The 15793-nt window shown below is 35.9% G+C and carries 15 protein-coding genes; all 15 read left to right on the plus strand.

The window, feature by feature from the left end:
- Positions 1-29: 29 nt before the first annotated feature.
- The 15 genes from yabG to mazG all read left to right on the plus strand — a co-directional run bounded on the left by yabG (position 30) and on the right by mazG (position 15791).
- Complete coding sequence (gene yabG / locus PSR14_RS00245; protein ID WP_001173738.1) at positions 30-893, plus strand: sporulation peptidase YabG; 864 nt, start codon at positions 30-32, stop codon at positions 891-893.
- A 238-nt stretch (positions 894-1131) separates the two neighbouring features.
- Positions 1132-1392, plus strand: coding sequence for a biofilm formation stimulator Veg (gene veg / locus PSR14_RS00250; protein WP_000044349.1), 261 nt, complete (start codon positions 1132-1134; stop codon positions 1390-1392).
- A gap of 91 nt (positions 1393-1483) precedes the next feature.
- A complete protein-coding gene (gene sspF, locus PSR14_RS00255; protein WP_001985066.1) occupies positions 1484-1663 on the plus strand; it encodes an acid-soluble spore protein SspF in 180 nt (59 codons plus the stop codon).
- A 196-nt stretch (positions 1664-1859) separates the two neighbouring features.
- Entirely contained in the window at positions 1860-2729 is an 870-nt protein-coding gene (ispE, locus tag PSR14_RS00260; RefSeq protein WP_142328680.1) for a 4-(cytidine 5'-diphospho)-2-C-methyl-D-erythritol kinase, read from the plus strand.
- Positions 2730-2783: 54 nt separating this feature from the next.
- Positions 2784-3632 carry a pur operon repressor gene (gene purR / locus PSR14_RS00265; RefSeq protein ID WP_000702473.1) on the plus strand — a complete coding sequence of 283 codons (849 nt, stop codon included), beginning with the start codon at positions 2784-2786 and terminating at the stop codon, positions 3630-3632.
- 122 nt (positions 3633-3754) lie between these two features.
- Entirely contained in the window at positions 3755-4129 is a 375-nt protein-coding gene (locus PSR14_RS00270; protein ID WP_000869808.1) for a RidA family protein, read from the plus strand.
- Positions 4130-4281: 152 nt separating this feature from the next.
- Positions 4282-4575 carry a septation regulator SpoVG gene (gene spoVG, locus PSR14_RS00275; RefSeq protein WP_000454041.1) on the plus strand — a complete coding sequence of 98 codons (294 nt, stop codon included), beginning with the start codon at positions 4282-4284 and terminating at the stop codon, positions 4573-4575.
- A gap of 322 nt (positions 4576-4897) precedes the next feature.
- Entirely contained in the window at positions 4898-6277 is a 1380-nt protein-coding gene (gene glmU / locus PSR14_RS00280) for a bifunctional UDP-N-acetylglucosamine diphosphorylase/glucosamine-1-phosphate N-acetyltransferase GlmU (protein ID WP_406644105.1), read from the plus strand.
- Between the two features lie 18 nt (positions 6278-6295).
- On the plus strand, positions 6296-7249 hold the full coding sequence (locus PSR14_RS00285) for a ribose-phosphate diphosphokinase (protein WP_000107420.1): 954 nt from the start codon (positions 6296-6298) through the stop codon (positions 7247-7249).
- A gap of 72 nt (positions 7250-7321) precedes the next feature.
- On the plus strand, positions 7322-7882 hold the full coding sequence (gene pth, locus PSR14_RS00290; RefSeq protein ID WP_001979768.1) for an aminoacyl-tRNA hydrolase: 561 nt from the start codon (positions 7322-7324) through the stop codon (positions 7880-7882).
- 70 nt (positions 7883-7952) lie between these two features.
- On the plus strand, positions 7953-8177 hold the full coding sequence (locus PSR14_RS00295) for an anti-sigma-F factor Fin (RefSeq protein WP_000399440.1): 225 nt from the start codon (positions 7953-7955) through the stop codon (positions 8175-8177).
- 105 nt (positions 8178-8282) lie between these two features.
- Positions 8283-11813 (plus strand): transcription-repair coupling factor, encoded by a 3531-nt coding sequence (mfd, locus tag PSR14_RS00300; RefSeq protein ID WP_046199540.1) that lies wholly within the window; start codon positions 8283-8285, stop codon positions 11811-11813.
- Between the two features lie 136 nt (positions 11814-11949).
- The gene (gene spoVT / locus PSR14_RS00305) at positions 11950-12486 is read left to right on the plus strand and encodes a stage V sporulation protein T (protein WP_000648302.1); all 537 of its coding nucleotides are present in this window, start codon (positions 11950-11952) and stop codon (positions 12484-12486) included.
- A 230-nt stretch (positions 12487-12716) separates the two neighbouring features.
- Positions 12717-14318 carry an oligosaccharide flippase family protein gene (locus PSR14_RS00310; protein WP_000444158.1) on the plus strand — a complete coding sequence of 534 codons (1602 nt, stop codon included), beginning with the start codon at positions 12717-12719 and terminating at the stop codon, positions 14316-14318.
- A 12-nt stretch (positions 14319-14330) separates the two neighbouring features.
- Positions 14331-15791, plus strand: a complete 1461-nt coding sequence (gene mazG / locus PSR14_RS00315; RefSeq protein ID WP_000014265.1) for a nucleoside triphosphate pyrophosphohydrolase — start codon at positions 14331-14333, stop codon at positions 15789-15791.
- The last annotated feature ends 2 nt before the right edge of the window (positions 15792-15793 follow it).

Genomic DNA, 15793 nt, shown 5'->3' on the forward strand with positions numbered 1-15793 from the left:
GATGGCCTAACGAGTTTGGAGGTAGGAGAATGGCTTTACATGTTGGAGAATTAGTGGAACGATATTCTCATAATAGGGATATCCTTTTTCGTATTATAGAAATAAAAGGCGAGATAGCTATATTGTTTGGAGAGGAAATTAGATTAGTGGCAGATGCGCCACTTGAAGATTTAATTAGTATAGATCAACGAGAACATAAAAAGAGAGCGAAGCGTGAGAAAGAAACAATGGAGCGGACGTATCGTTTGTTTCAACAAGATTACGTATTAATGAAACAAAGGCATGAACACACTTCAACTGGTGGATATACAAGTGAAGTGAATTATTTTCAAATGCCAGGGCGTGTCTTGCATATAGATGGAGACCCGTTATATTTGCGCAAGTGCCTAGATTTATATAATAAAATTGGTGTTCCTGTACAAGGTATTCATTGTAAAGAAACAGAGATGCATGAAAAGGTAGTAGATTTAATAGATCATTTTCGTCCGGACATTTTAGTTATTACAGGGCACGATGCGTATACAAAATCAAAAGGCGTAAAGGGAGATTTAGCAGCCTATAGGCATTCAAGGCATTTTGTACAGGCTGTTCGAGAAGTGAGAAAAAAATATCCATCATTGGATCAACTCGTTATTTTTGCTGGGGCATGTCAATCACACTTTGAAGCATTAATTCGAGCAGGCGCTAATTTTGCTAGTTCCCCATCTAGAATTAATATTCACGCACTAGATCCTGTATATGTGGTTGGTAAAATTAGTTTTACGTCATTTATGGAAAGGGTTAATGTATGGGATGTTGTACGTAATACGATTACTGGTGAAAAGGGGCTTGGCGGGATTGAGACGAGGGGGATTTTACGAACTGGATTACCTTTTCAACATTATGAAGAATAAGCAAGGTACATATGTATCTTGCTTTTTTATTTGGAGAGGATTTAAATCAGTTTGGATAAAAAGAGACAAGAACGCACAGACTACATAATGATACTTTTACAATATAGTATTTCTTCTATCTATTCGAACGCATGATGCTTTTATAATGATATTGTCTGTGAGTTGCGGTTAATAATTGGGATAGATATATCGTGTTTTAAGTGTTCAATCTAAATTACAGCGAGGTGTAACGAAGTATATGTCAAAACGTTTAGATGAAATTAAAAGCGAATTAGATCACCATCTTGGACAGAGACTGATGTTAAAGGCGAACAGTGGGAGAAGAAAAACTGTAGAACAATCGGGTGTACTTGCAGAAACGTACCGTTCTGTTTTTGTTGTACAACTGGATCAACAAGAAGATGCGTTACAACGTGTATCGTATAGTTATGCGGATGTTTTAACAGAGACAGTAGAGTTAACATTTTATGGTGAACCTCATAATGAAGTGATTTTATAATTCATGTATCGTTACATATATTCCCACAAATGAAAAGCTATATTATTTTGCATACTAATGATACCGTAGCAAAATAAGGAGGGACTCTGCATTGAGTAGACGAAGAGGTGTCATGTCGAATCAATTTAAAGAAGAGCTTGCAAAAGAGTTGGGCTTTTATGATGTTGTTCAGAAAGAAGGATGGGGCGGAATTCGTGCGAAAGATGCTGGTAACATGGTGAAACGTGCTATAGAAATTGCAGAACAGCAATTAATGAAACAAAACCAGTAGTTGTAAGATACTTTCTATGCTACGGTAGCCGAGGAGTGATTCCTCGGCTTTTTGTACTATAAAAGGTGCCATCATTTTACATAAGTAGTTTCATTCTGAATGCTTTTCGTTATAATTAGGGAAGTGTCATCGTCTTACTATAAATTTATGGTAAAATAAACGATAAAAGATTGAGTACATAGAGTGGGTGAATAGATTGAAGCTACTAGTGAAAGCACCAGCAAAGATTAATCTGTCGTTAGATGTACTGGGAAAAAGACAAGACGGATATCATGAAGTGAAAATGATTATGACAACAATTGATTTAGCGGATCGTTTAGAACTAATGGAATTAGCAGAAGACCGTATTGAAATTTTATCCCATAATCGGTATGTCCCAGACGACCAAAGAAATCTGGCTTATCAAGCAGCGAAATTATTAAAAGAGAAGTTTAATGTGAAAAAAGGTGTATCTATTACTATTGAAAAAACGATTCCAGTAGCAGCTGGATTAGCGGGTGGAAGTAGTGATGCAGCAGCGACATTACGTGGCCTTAATAAATTATGGAATTTAGGGCTTACAATTGATCAGTTAGCAGAGCTTGGCGCAGAAATTGGGTCAGACGTATCATTTTGCGTATATGGTGGGACAGCAATTGCCACTGGAAGAGGGGAGCAGATTGAGCACATAAAAACTCCACCTTCTTGTTGGGTTATTTTAGCAAAAACCCATATTGGTGTATCTACTGCTGATGTGTATGGAAATTTAAAGTTAAATCGAGTTACACATCCAAATGTAGATAAAATGGTGGATGTCATAAATGCTGGAGACTACAAAGGGATTTGTGATACTGTCGGTAACGTTTTAGAAGATGTAACGTTTGCGATGCATCCTGAAGTTGCACGTATTAAGGCACAGATGAAGCGATTTGGAGCAGATGCCGTATTAATGAGTGGTAGTGGTCCAACTGTATTCGGTCTTGTGCACCATGATTCGCGAATGCATCGTATATATAACGGATTAAAAGGATTTTGTGAACAAGTATACGCAGTACGTTTATTAGGAGAGCGAGAAACGCTTGAATAAAGACGTATAATACGTTATGATTTGTTTAGAATATTCGTGATTTGAGGTGAGAGTATGAAAATTAGACGAAGTACAAGATTGGTTGATATGACTTATTACTTGTTACAAAACCCTCGTCAGCTAGTTTCTCTCACTTTTTTTGCTGAAAGGTATCAATCAGCTAAGTCTTCTATTAGTGAAGATTTAGTTATTATTAAGCAAACGTTTGAACAACAAGGGGTCGGCACATTGCAAACGATACCAGGAGCAGCAGGAGGAGTGAAATATATACCATATATAAGTGAAGAAGAGGCAGATCTAATTATTGGTGAGCTGTGTAGCTTATTTGAAAATCCAGATCGTATTTTGCCTGGTGGTTACTTATATATGACAGATCTTTTAAGTAATCCTCGTCATATTAATGGCGCAGGTCGTTTGTTTGCTTCTGTTTTTGCTAGGCAACCAATTGATGCAGTTATGACGGTGGCAACGAAGGGGATCCCACTTGCATATGCAGTGGCGAACTACTTAGATGTACCGGTAGTGATTGCAAGAAAAGATAATAAGGTAACAGAAGGCCCCACTGTTAGTATTAACTATGTATCAGGTTCTTCTAAGCGAATTCAAACAATGACGTTAGCGAAGCGTAGCCTTCCAGAAGGATCCAATGTTTTAATTATTGATGACTTCATGAAAGCTGGCGGAACCATTCAAGGTATGATGAGTATGTTAGAAGAGTTTAAAGCTAATGTTGTTGGTATTGGTGTATTAGTAGAGTCTACGGATATTGAAGAAAGACTAATTAATAATTTTGTATCATTAATTCGTCTATCGGAAGTTGATGTGAAAGAAAAAGCGATTCAAGTGGAAAAGGGAAATTATTCACTGGCACCATTTGATGAAGGGCTTGTAGAGGCTGAGTAAAAAGGTAAAGCAAATAGCTTTATCTTTTTTTATTCTATTTATAAGTTATAAAATAGATGGACAAACTGCTTTTCGTGCACTATTTTTAAAGAGTAAAAATAAATAATAAAAGGGTGAAAAGTATGAAAGTTGTTCAAACAAACAATGCACCACAAGCGATTGGACCATATTCACAAGGGATTATTGTAAATAATATGTTTTACAGTTCAGGACAAATTCCGTTGACTGCAAGTGGAGAGCTTGTAGCAGGAGACGTAACAGTACAAACAGAGCAAGTATTTCAAAATTTACAAGCAGTATTAGAAGAAGCAGGTGCTTCATTTGATACGGTAGTAAAAACAACAGTATTCTTAAAAGACATGGATGATTTTAATGCTGTTAATGAAGTATATGGATCTTATTTCTCTGCTCATAAGCCAGCTCGTTCTTGCGTACAAGTAGCAAAATTACCGAAAGATGTTTCAGTTGAAATTGAAGTAATTGCCCTAGTTAAGTAATTCTTTGTAAGCGATAACCTCCACTAATCTCTATATTCAATTACACTAAAAATTTTTATCTTAAAAATTTTTAAAAAATTAAAGGGAAAATAGAAATTTTGTGGAATTTATACAAATATATCGCTTATTTAGAAAAGGGTGGTGAACACAAGATGGAAGTGACTGACGTAAGATTACGCCGCGTAAACACAGAAGGCCGCATGAGAGCAATTGCCTCTATTACTCTAGACCATGAATTTGTTGTTCATGATATTCGTGTAATTGATGGTAATAATGGATTATTTGTAGCAATGCCAAGTAAACGTACTCCAGATGGAGAATTCCGTGACATTGCACATCCAATTAATTCTGGTACACGCTCTAAAATTCAAGATGCGGTTTTAACAGAGTATCATCGTTTAGGCGAGTTAGAAGAGGTTGAGTTTGAAGAAGCGGGCGCTTCGTAAAATTCGAATGAAAAGGGCTTTTTAAAGGAAGCCCTATAATTTTGCAACAAACTCCTGTAAGCATTTACAGGGGTTTGTTTTTTTGTGTTTATACATATATCTCGTTTAGAAAATTCTGAATTAAATAAAATAAAGAGGGGAACTTCTAATTTTTTCAAAATCATTTTAAATAGTATAGCTTATTTCTTAAAAAAGATACTAAAGAGTAAAACATCTTATAAGAATTATGGTAAAATTTAATAGTTAAAATGTGTTTCTTGAAATATATGATGATTTAGGATAATATCGTTAATGGATAAATAGGTTGCGATGGAGGGTCTATATGTCAAACAGATTTGCAGTGATTCTAGCGGCAGGTAAAGGCACACGTATGAAGTCTAAGCTATACAAGGTGCTTCATCCTGTATGTGGAAAACCTATGGTACAACATGTTGTCGATCAAGTATCTCAATTAGGATTGCAGAAACTTGTAACAGTCGTAGGACATGGTGCTGAAATGGTACAAGAACAGCTAGGAAACGTAAGTGAGTTTGCATTACAAGCAGAACAACTTGGTACAGCGCATGCTGTAGATCAAGCTGCAAGTGTACTTGCAAACGAAGAAGGAACAACTTTAGTTATTTGTGGTGATACACCGCTAATAACTGCTGAAACGATGGAAGCATTACTTCAGCAACATAAAGAAGCAGGGGCAATGGCAACGGTATTAACAGCTTACATAGAAGAACCTGCTGGATATGGTCGTATCGTTCGTAATGAGAATGGTCATGTTGAAAAGATTGTTGAGCATAAGGATGCAAATGAGAAAGAATTAGCTATTAAAGAAATCAATACAGGTACGTATTGTTTTGATAATAAAGCTTTATTCGCTTCACTTTCTAAAGTTTCAAATGATAACGTACAAGGTGAATATTACCTGCCAGATGTTATTGAAATTTTAAAAAATGAAGGTCATATTGTATCAGCTTATCAAACAGAGCACTTCGATGAAACGTTAGGTGTTAACGACAGAGTCGCTCTATCGCAAGCGGAAATTATTATGAAAAACCGTATCAACCGAAAGAACATGGTAAATGGTGTTACTATTATTGATCCAAGTAACACGTATATTTCTGCTGATGCAATTATCGGTAGTGATACAGTTCTTCATTCAGGAACAATTATTGAGGGGAACACTGTAATTGGTTCTGATTGTGAGATTGGACCGCATACAGTAATTCGCGATAGTGAAATTGGAGATCGTACGACAATTCGTCAATCTACTGTACATGATAGTAAGCTTGGTACAGAAGTATCGGTTGGCCCATTTGCACATATTCGACCAGATTCAGTTATTGGAGATGAAGTACGCGTTGGAAACTTCGTGGAAATCAAAAAAACTGTTTTTGGTAATAGAAGTAAAGCTTCACACTTAAGTTATATCGGGGATGCACAAGTTGGAGAAGACGTGAATCTTGGTTGTGGTTCAATTACGGTGAACTATGACGGTAAGAATAAATTTAAAACTGTGATTGGTAACGGGGTATTTATTGGATGTAATTCAAACCTTGTTGCTCCTGTAACAGTTGAAGATGGTGCTTATGTGGCAGCAGGCTCTACAATTACAGAGAATGTTCCATCAAAAGCATTATCTGTAGCACGTGCACGTCAAGTTAACAAAGAAGACTATGTTGATCAATTGCTGAATAAGAAAAAATCATAATGTGGAGGGTTAATCTAGATGTCGACTCAATATCTAAATTCTAATTTGAAAGTATTCTCTTTAAACTCTAATAAGGAACTTGCTGAGCAAATTGCAAAGCATATTGGAGTAGGACTAGGAAAATGTTCTGTTGATCGTTTTAGTGATGGAGAAGTTCAAATTAACATTGAAGAAAGTATCCGTGGTTGCGATGTATTCATTATTCAATCTACAAGCTTCCCAGTAAACGAACATATCATGGAATTACTTATTATGATCGATGCATTAAAGCGTGCATCTGCAAAAACAATTAATATTGTTATTCCTTACTATGGTTATGCGCGTCAAGACCGTAAAGCGCGTTCTCGTGAACCAATTACATCGAAACTTGTAGCAAACTTGCTTGAAACAGCAGGTGCAACTCGTGTAATCACTCTAGATTTACATGCTCCACAAATTCAAGGGTTCTTTGATATCCCAATCGACCACCTAATGGGTGTACCGATTCTTTCAGATTACTTTGAAACAAAAGGTCTTAAAGATATCGTAATCGTGTCACCTGACCACGGTGGAGTAACTCGTGCTAGAAAAATGGCAGATCGCCTAAAAGCACCAATCGCTATTATTGATAAGCGTCGTCCTCGTCCGAACGTATCTGAGGTAATGAACATTATCGGTAATATTGAAGGTAAAACAGCAATTTTAATTGATGACATCATTGATACAGCTGGTACAATTACATTAGCAGCAAACGCTCTTGTTGAGAACGGTGCTTCTGAAGTATATGCTTGCTGTACACACCCAGTATTATCTGGTCCAGCAATTGAGCGTATCCAAAACTCAAATATTAAAGAGTTAGTTGTAACGAACTCTATCGTATTACCAGAAGAGAAGAAAATCGACAAAGTACATGAACTTTCAGTTGCTCCGCTAATCGGAGAAGCAATCATTCGTGTATACGAAGAAGAATCTGTAAGTGTATTATTCAATTAATTGGATAGAATGAGACGTAACCAAGATTGGTTACGTCTTTTCGTATCGAAAAAAGAAAGTAGTGGTACAAGAATGAAATTGATAGTAGGACTTGGGAACCCAGGTAGAGAATATGAATTAACAAGGCATAATATTGGATTTATGGCGATTGATGAACTTGCAAAGCGTTGGAATATTTCTTTGAACGAACAAAAGTTTAAAGGAGTATTTGGTGCAGGATTTGTTAATGGAGAAAAAGTAATCTTATTAAAGCCACTTACATATATGAATTTATCTGGGGAAAGTATTCGTCCGTTAATGGATTACTATAAAATTGATGTAGAGGACTTCGTTGTTCTGTACGATGATTTAGACATCCCTGTAGGTAAATTACGCCTTCGTATGAAAGGCAGTGCGGGTGGACATAATGGTGTGAAATCAACAATTTCACATTTAGGAACACAAGAGTTTCAACGTATCCGCATGGGAATCGATCGTCCGAAAAATGGAATGAAGGTAGTAGATTACGTATTAGGACGTTTTACATCGGAAGAAATTCCTGATGTAAATCATTCTATTGAAAAAGCAGCAGATGCATGTGAAGAGTGGTTAAATAAACCTTTTCTTCAAATTATGAATACTTTCAATAGTTAAGGGTACAATTGGGAATATTTTATTTTGTTTTTACCCATACTAGCAGTAATTGGATTTTTAGGAGGCTAGTATGGAAGGGTATTATTATTGCAGACATTGCGGGAGTAATGTAGGCTCCGTTACCGCAGAAAAAGTATATAGCGACGTTTTATTTCAACTAACAGAGCAAGAAGTAGTAGAGATGATTCATTTTCATGAGAATGGAAATATATATATAAAAACGATTTGTGAATTGTGTCAAGAAACGCTCGCATCTTATCCTGAGTATTATGAATATGAAAAATTTCTGCAATAAAATGTTGTCGCTTTGGCATGTCCAAAGCATTTTTCTGTTTTCTTTTTCCAAAATATTTGCATAAAATATAGTGGCTTGCTCTTTATGTTGAGAGGGGTTTTGAAAATGATAGGTTTATTAGAGCAATTTTATAAAAATGAAGAGATCCAATCGGTCATTAATGGATTAGAAGATGGTTTAAAAGAGCAACTTGTATCAGGTATGGCAACCTCTTCTCGTTCGTTATTAATGGCGGCCTTATATAAAAAAACAAAAAAATCACAACTTATTGTGACGCATAATTTATATCAAGCACAAAAAGTACATGAAGATTTAGTGGCGTTACTTGGTGAAAAGGATGTATGGCTATATCCAGTAAATGAATTGATAGCATCAGAACTTGGTGTTGCAAGCCCAGAATTGAAGGCGCAACGTATTGAAGTGTTAAATCGCTTAGCTGCAGGAGAACATGGGATTATTGTAGCACCAGTTGCAGGACTACGCAGATTTTTACCAATGAAAGAGTTGTGGAAGCAAAGGCAAATCGAAATCAATCTAGGGCAAGAGATTGATTTCGATACATTCTTGCATACTTTACATCATATCGGCTATGAGCGTAAGTCTATGGTAGAAGCTCCTGGAGAATTTAGTTTACGCGGGGGAATATTAGATATTTATCCACTAACTGAAGAGCTACCATTTCGTATTGAATTTTTCGATACAGAAGTTGATTCTATTCGATTATTTGATGTGGATGAACAGCGCTCTCAAGATAAAAAAGAAAGTGTTAGATTTGGTCCAGCAACAGAGTTTTTATTTTCGCAGGAAGAATTGAAATCGGGAATTAAGCATCTTGAAGAAGGCCTGACTAAGACGATGCAAAAACTTTCCGATGATAAGTTGAAGACTACAGTGCTTGAGACGGTAAGTCATGAAATTGAGATGTTAAAAAACGGGCAAAGTATAGAACAGATGTTTAAATATTTATCTATTTTCTATAACGAACCTGCTAGTCTGATAGATTATTTACCAGAAGACGGTGTTGTGATTTTAGATGAGATTTCACGTATTCAAGAAACAGCATCACATCTTGAAACAGAAGAGGCGGAATGGTATATATCCCTTCTTGGTGAGGGAACAATTATTCAAGATTTAACTTTCTCTCATTCGTTTGAAGAATTTCTTCATCATAAAAAAAGAAGCTTTGTATATTTAACGTTATTCTTACGTCATATAGCACATACACATCCACAAAACATTGTGAATGTGACATGTAAAACAATGCAAGATTTCCATGGGCAGATGCAGTTGTTGAAAACTGAAATTGATAGATGGAACGAAGGGCATTTTACGACTGTTGTGCTAGGTACAGATGATGAACGTGTGAAAAAACTACAACATATTTTAAGTGATTATGATATTGAGGCAGATATTGTAGAGGGCACAGATATATTGTTGCCTGGAAGGTTACAAATTGCTGTAGGTGATTTGCATGCAGGATTTGAAATGCCGATGCAAAAGCTTGTTGTCATTACTGAAAAAGAGCTTTTTCATAAGAAAGTTAAAAAATCACAACGTAAGCAAAAGTTATCGAATGCTGAACGTATTAAAAGTTATTCGGAATTAAAAGTTGGGGATTATGTAGTTCATGTAAATCATGGTATAGGTAAATTCTTAGGTATTGAGACATTAGAGATTAACGGTGTTCATAAAGATTATCTAAACATTAAATATCAAGGTAATGATAAGTTATACGTTCCAATTGAACAAATTGACCAAGTGCAAAAATATGTAGGATCTGAAGGTAAGGATCCGAAAGTTTATAAACTGGGTGGAAATGATTGGAAGAAGGTCAAAACGAAAGTTGAAAAATCTGTACAAGACATTGCGGATGACCTAATTAAACTATATGCTGAGCGCGAAGCTTCAAAGGGTTATGCATATACACCAGATACAGCAGAACAGCAAGAATTTGAGTCGTCTTTCCCGTATCAAGAGACAGAGGATCAATTGCGTTCTATTGAAGAGATTAAAAAGGATATGGAACGCGGACGTCCAATGGATAGGCTTCTTTGTGGTGATGTAGGATATGGAAAGACGGAAGTAGCTATTCGTGCGGCGTTTAAAGCAATTATGGATGAAAAACAAGTTGCAATTTTAGTGCCGACAACGATCCTTGCACAACAACACTATGAAACAATTCGAGAGCGTTTTCAAGATTATCCAATCAATATAGGGTTATTAAGTAGATTCCGTACGAGAAAGCAGCAAAATGAAACCATTAAAGGTTTAAAAGATGGCACGGTAGATATTGTAATCGGAACGCATCGTATTTTATCTAAAGATGTTACTTATAAAGATTTAGGTCTTCTCATTATTGATGAAGAACAAAGATTTGGCGTAACGCATAAAGAAAAAATTAAACAATTAAAAGCAAATGTTGACGTATTAACATTAACGGCAACTCCGATTCCACGTACGCTTCATATGTCTATGCTTGGTGTGCGTGATTTATCTGTTATTGAGACGCCGCCCGAAAATCGTTTCCCAGTTCAAACATATGTAGTAGAGTATAATCCAGCGTTAATGCGAGAAGCGATAGAACGCGAACTTGCAAGAGGTGGGCAAGTTTACTTCCTATATAATCGTGTGGAGGATATTGAACGAAAAGCAGATGAAATTTCGATGTTGGTTCCAGATGCGCGTGTAACTTATGCGCACGGTAAAATGAACGAGAGTGAATTAGAGTCTGTTATGCTATCGTTTTTAGAAGGACAGCATGATGTTCTTGTAAGTACAACGATTATTGAGACGGGTGTAGATATTCCAAATGTAAATACATTAATTGTATTTGATGCAGATCGTATGGGATTATCGCAGTTGTATCAGCTTCGTGGGCGTGTTGGACGTTCTAATCGTGTTGCATATGCTTACTTTGCATATAAACGGGATAAAGTGTTATCAGAAGTTGCGGAGAAGCGTCTGCAAGCTATTAAGGAGTTCACAGAGCTTGGATCTGGTTTCAAAATTGCGATGCGAGATTTATCAATTCGTGGTGCTGGTAACTTGTTAGGAGCCGAACAACATGGATTTATTGATTCTGTCGGATTTGATTTATATTCTCAAATGTTAAAAGATGCAATTGAACAGCGTAGAGGAACAGACGGAGTTGAAAATACAGTTAATGTTGAAATTGATTTAGAAGTAGATGCATATTTACCGGATGCTTATATTTCTGATAGTAAACAAAAAATTATGATGTATAAACAGTTTAGAGGTGTTTCTGCAATTGAGGATATTGAAGAGTTGCAGGAAGAGATGATAGATAGATTTGGTGATTACCCGCAAGAAGTTGGTTACTTATTGCAAATCGCAAATATTAAAGTATTAGCAATGAAAGAACAAATTGAATTAATTAAGCAAAATAAATTTGAAGTAACAATTCTGTTCTCAGAACAAGCGAGTCAAAACATTGATGGCGGAAAATTATTCATGCTTGGAAATAGTTTTGGACGAATGATCGGTCTAGGAATGGAAGGATCACAATTGAAAATCGTCATGAAAACAAATGGCTTAGAGACATCGAAGTGGTTAACAATTGCTGAAAATTTATTAAAAGGCTTGCCAGATGTAAAAAAAGAAGTCATAAATGCCTAATATTAGATAAAAAAATGCAATTCGACGTGCATAGAAGAACTAATGTGTAAAATACTATGTCTAACAGTTGGTGATTTTTACATGAACAGGTAAATTCACCACTTTCATCATCAGTAGAAAGTGAGGCAGCATTAGAATGAAAGCAACTGGAATCGTACGTCGAATTGATGATTTAGGTAGGGTAGTAATCCCGAAGGAAATTCGTAGAACTTTACGTATTCGAGAAGGGGACCCACTAGAAATATTTGTAGATCGCGATGGAGAAGTAATTTTAAAGAAATATTCTCCAATTAGCGAGCTAGGTGATTTTGCAAAAGAATATGCAGATGCTTTATATGATAGCTTAGGACATAATGTGCTTGTATGTGATCGAGATTCTATTATCGCAGTATCAGGTGTATCAAAAAAAGAATACTTAAATAAAAGCGTTGGCGATCTAATTGAAAAAACGATGGAAGAAAGAAAGTCTGTTATTATGACGGACGAAAGTGATATTTCCATTATTGATGGTGTAACAGAAAAGGTTCATTCTTATACAGTTGGGCCGATTGTTGCAAATGGAGACCCAATTGGGGCTGTCATTATTTTTTCAAAAGAAGCGATTATAAGCGAAATAGAGCACAAGGCGGTCAATACTGCTGCCAGTTTCTTAGCCAAACAAATGGAACAGTAAAGGTGTATGATTTTAGAAGTAGCAATCTTTCCTAATTATGATATTTCTTCTTGAGAAATCAATTATTTGGAGATATATGTATATTGAATGAAGGTAGCGCTTTGCTACCTTTTTTCATTGAATATTTCTAACGTTGCACGAACGTATTCTTACTTGTGTAGGTAAGGAAGCTTGTCCTTTTCTTTATGATATAATACGAGGGGTGAGAATAGAAAAAGGAGTTTTCTTGCATGGAATCGAAGAAGTATCAAGCCTTTTGGCGTGGGGCTATTATATTAACAATCGCAAGTTTTGTTACAAAGGTATTAAGCGCCTTTTACCGTATTCCATATCAAAATATAGCGGGTGACGTTGGTTTTTATATTTACCAACAAATTTATCCATTTTATGGATTTTGTTTAATTTTAGCTACTTATGGGTTCCCTATTATAATTTCAAAAATGGTTGCGGAACGATTAGAGCGAGGGAAAAAACAAGAAGCAGAGGAAATTATTTGTGTATCTTTTTGGTTTTTATTAGGGATTGGTTTCATAGGATTTTTTACATTGTTCTTTGGTGCCGAAGCAATTGCGATAGCTATGGGCGATATACACTTAGATAAGCTATTACGCGTTATTTCCTTTTCATTCATATTGATGCCGTTTTTATCTGTAGCAAGAGGATATTTCCAGGGATTCAATAATATGATGCCAACAGCTGTTTCGCAAGTGATAGAACAAACGATTCGTGTTTCTATTATTGTATTTTTATCTCTATTCCTAATTGCTCACGAATTTGATTTATATACAGTTGGTGCAGGTGCTATGCTCGGTTCAATCGCAGGTGGATTGATTGGGATTATCGTACTTATACTTTATATGCGTCATGACTTTCGTTCTATATTCTTCAAAAGTGTAAAGAGGATTAAAGGGAAAAAGAAGATTATAAAAACCCTGTTTTGGCAGGGGTTAGCGATTTGTGTTAGTAACTTAGTACTTATTTTTATACAAATGGCTGATTCTATTTCTTTCTATTCTCTACTTATTGGAGCGGGAGAGCCAGTTGAAAGTGCAAAGGTGTTAAAAGGTGTTTATGACAGAAGTATCCCGCTTATGCAATTGGGTACTGTCGTGACAACTTCCTTCTCGTTGTCGCTTATTCCAATTATTACAGCAGCGAAGGAAAGAGGGGATCTTACCTTTATTCGAGAAAAGGTAAGGTTAGCGATGAAAATAACATTTGTTATCGGATTTGCAGCAGCCATTGGATTAACTTGTATTATCCAACCTACGAATATTATGTTGTTTGAAAATAGTGATGGGTCAGATGTTTTATCTATTTTATCTTTATCTATTTTATTTAGTTCATTGTCGATTACAACTGCTTCTATTTTGCAAGGGTTAGGACAAACATTAAAACCAGCAATATTCGTTATATTTGGCGGTTGTTTAAAGTTAGCTTTAAATTATATATTAATGCCATATTTTAGTGTGAAGGGAGCTGCAATTGCGACGCTAGTTGCGTTAATTGTAATTTCTATACTAAATAGTGTATTACTTATGCGAGCTGTATCCGAATCGCTTATCGACAAACGGAATATGTTAGGTATAGTTATTAGTGGTATCGGTATGGGATTTGTACTAATAATGTTTATGCGTGTATTGCAAATGTCTGGATTAGTAATGGATACAAGTCATAGAGGTGTTGCAACACTTGAGGCGTTGTTAGGTGTAGCCATCGGCGGATTGGCATATATGTTTTTCATTTTAAAATTACGTGTATTTACAAAAACAGAAATAGGAACTGTTATGAAAAAAGAGAAAAAAGAAGGTTCATTGAAGAAGAGTGGATAGAGGTGACAGGTTGTGAGTGGAATCATTACTATTTTAGGATTAGGTGCTGGTGAATTAGATCAGTTAACGATGGGTGTATATAGAAAAATAAAAGAAGCAGATCACATGTTTGTTAGAACGAAGGAACATCCCGTTATAGAAGAGTTAGAGAAAGAAGGTATACGATATACTGCTTTTGACAATGTATATGAAGCACATGATACATTTGAAATTGTATATGAAACAATTGCGAATACATTGCTAAAACAAGCTGAAGGTGCAGAAATCATCTATGCTGTTCCAGGGCATCCACTTGTAGCGGAAAGAACGGTTCAGCTACTATTGGAAAAAAGTGAAGTAGCGAATATTGAAGTGCGAATTGAAGGTGGGCAAAGTTTCCTTGATCCTATGTTTGCAAGTCTTAAGATTGATCCGATTGAAGGATTCCAATTAATTGACGCTACATCATTTGAAAGAGGACAATTAGAATTACGTCAACACTTAATCTTTTGCCAGGTATATGACGCATTCGTTGCATCAGATGTGAAATTAACATTAATGGAGATGCTGCCAGATGATTATGAAGTGTATATCGTAACAGCTGCAGGGACTTCATTTGAGCAAGTGAAAAAGGTGCCGTTGTACATGTTAGATCATGAAACGGAGTTGAATAATTTAACGAGTGTGTACATACCACCAGTTCAGGAACGTGCATCCTTGTATCAACAGTTTGATGTGCTTAGAGAAATTATTGCAGATCTTCGTGGCCCGAATGGCTGTCCATGGGATAAAAAGCAAACACATCAATCTTTAAAGAAATATTTAATTGAGGAAGCTTATGAAGTATTAGAAGCAATTGATGAAGAGGATGATGATCACTTAGTAGAAGAACTGGGTGATGTATTATTACAAGTTATGCTTCATGCCCAAATCGGAGAGGACGAAGGTTGGTTCTCTATAGATGATATTATTCGAACTTTATCTGAGAAAATGGTTCGTCGTCATCCGCATGTATTTGGGAATACGGATGTAAATAATGCCGATGAAGTAATTGCCAATTGGGAAGAAATTAAAAAACAAGAAAAAGGGTTTGTAAAAGAATCTGTTTTAAATGGGATTCCAAAAAGTTTGCCGCAGTTACTACGCGCTTATGAAATCCAGAAAAAAGCTGGTAAGGTTGGTTTCGATTGGGTTGATGTACAGCCGATGATAGAGAAAGCCTTAGAAGAATGGCAAGAGTTCCAACAAGAAGTTACAAACATGGATGAGGCGAAGATGTTAAGTGAATTTGGCGATTTACTATTTGCGTTTGTTAATATAGCTCGTCATTATAAAATAGATCCAGAAGAAGCGTTACGTTCAACAAATGAGAAATTCGTCAGTCGTTTTTTATACATGGAAGCAAAGGTAGCTGAAATGAAGAAAGAGATGCAAGATTTATCATTAGAGCAGTTAGATATTTTCTGGGAAGAGGCAAAACAAACAGAGCGTTAATA

The sequence above is a fragment of the Bacillus sp. A01H genome (assembly GCF_045277205.1).
GTDB lineage: Bacteria > Bacillota > Bacilli > Bacillales > Bacillaceae_G > Bacillus_A > Bacillus_A paranthracis.

What these genes read in the sequence shown, in the direction of transcription:
- veg (WP_000044349.1), top strand. Translation starts at nt 1,132, where the DNA reads ATGTCAAAACGTTTAGATGAAATTAAAAGCGAATTAGATCACCATCTT.
- yabG (WP_001173738.1), top strand. Translation starts at nt 30, where the DNA reads ATGGCTTTACATGTTGGAGAATTAGTGGAACGATATTCTCATAATAGG.
- PSR14_RS00295 (WP_000399440.1), top strand. Translation starts at nt 7,953, where the DNA reads ATGGAAGGGTATTATTATTGCAGACATTGCGGGAGTAATGTAGGCTCC.
- spoVG (WP_000454041.1), top strand. Translation starts at nt 4,282, where the DNA reads ATGGAAGTGACTGACGTAAGATTACGCCGCGTAAACACAGAAGGCCGC.
- mfd (WP_046199540.1), top strand. Translation starts at nt 8,283, where the DNA reads ATGATAGGTTTATTAGAGCAATTTTATAAAAATGAAGAGATCCAATCG.
- purR (WP_000702473.1), top strand. Translation starts at nt 2,784, where the DNA reads ATGAAAATTAGACGAAGTACAAGATTGGTTGATATGACTTATTACTTG.
- PSR14_RS00310 (WP_000444158.1), top strand. Translation starts at nt 12,717, where the DNA reads ATGGAATCGAAGAAGTATCAAGCCTTTTGGCGTGGGGCTATTATATTA.
- PSR14_RS00270 (WP_000869808.1), top strand. Translation starts at nt 3,755, where the DNA reads ATGAAAGTTGTTCAAACAAACAATGCACCACAAGCGATTGGACCATAT.
- spoVT (WP_000648302.1), top strand. Translation starts at nt 11,950, where the DNA reads ATGAAAGCAACTGGAATCGTACGTCGAATTGATGATTTAGGTAGGGTA.
- PSR14_RS00285 (WP_000107420.1), top strand. Translation starts at nt 6,296, where the DNA reads ATGTCGACTCAATATCTAAATTCTAATTTGAAAGTATTCTCTTTAAAC.
- pth (WP_001979768.1), top strand. Translation starts at nt 7,322, where the DNA reads ATGAAATTGATAGTAGGACTTGGGAACCCAGGTAGAGAATATGAATTA.
- glmU (WP_406644105.1), top strand. Translation starts at nt 4,898, where the DNA reads ATGTCAAACAGATTTGCAGTGATTCTAGCGGCAGGTAAAGGCACACGT.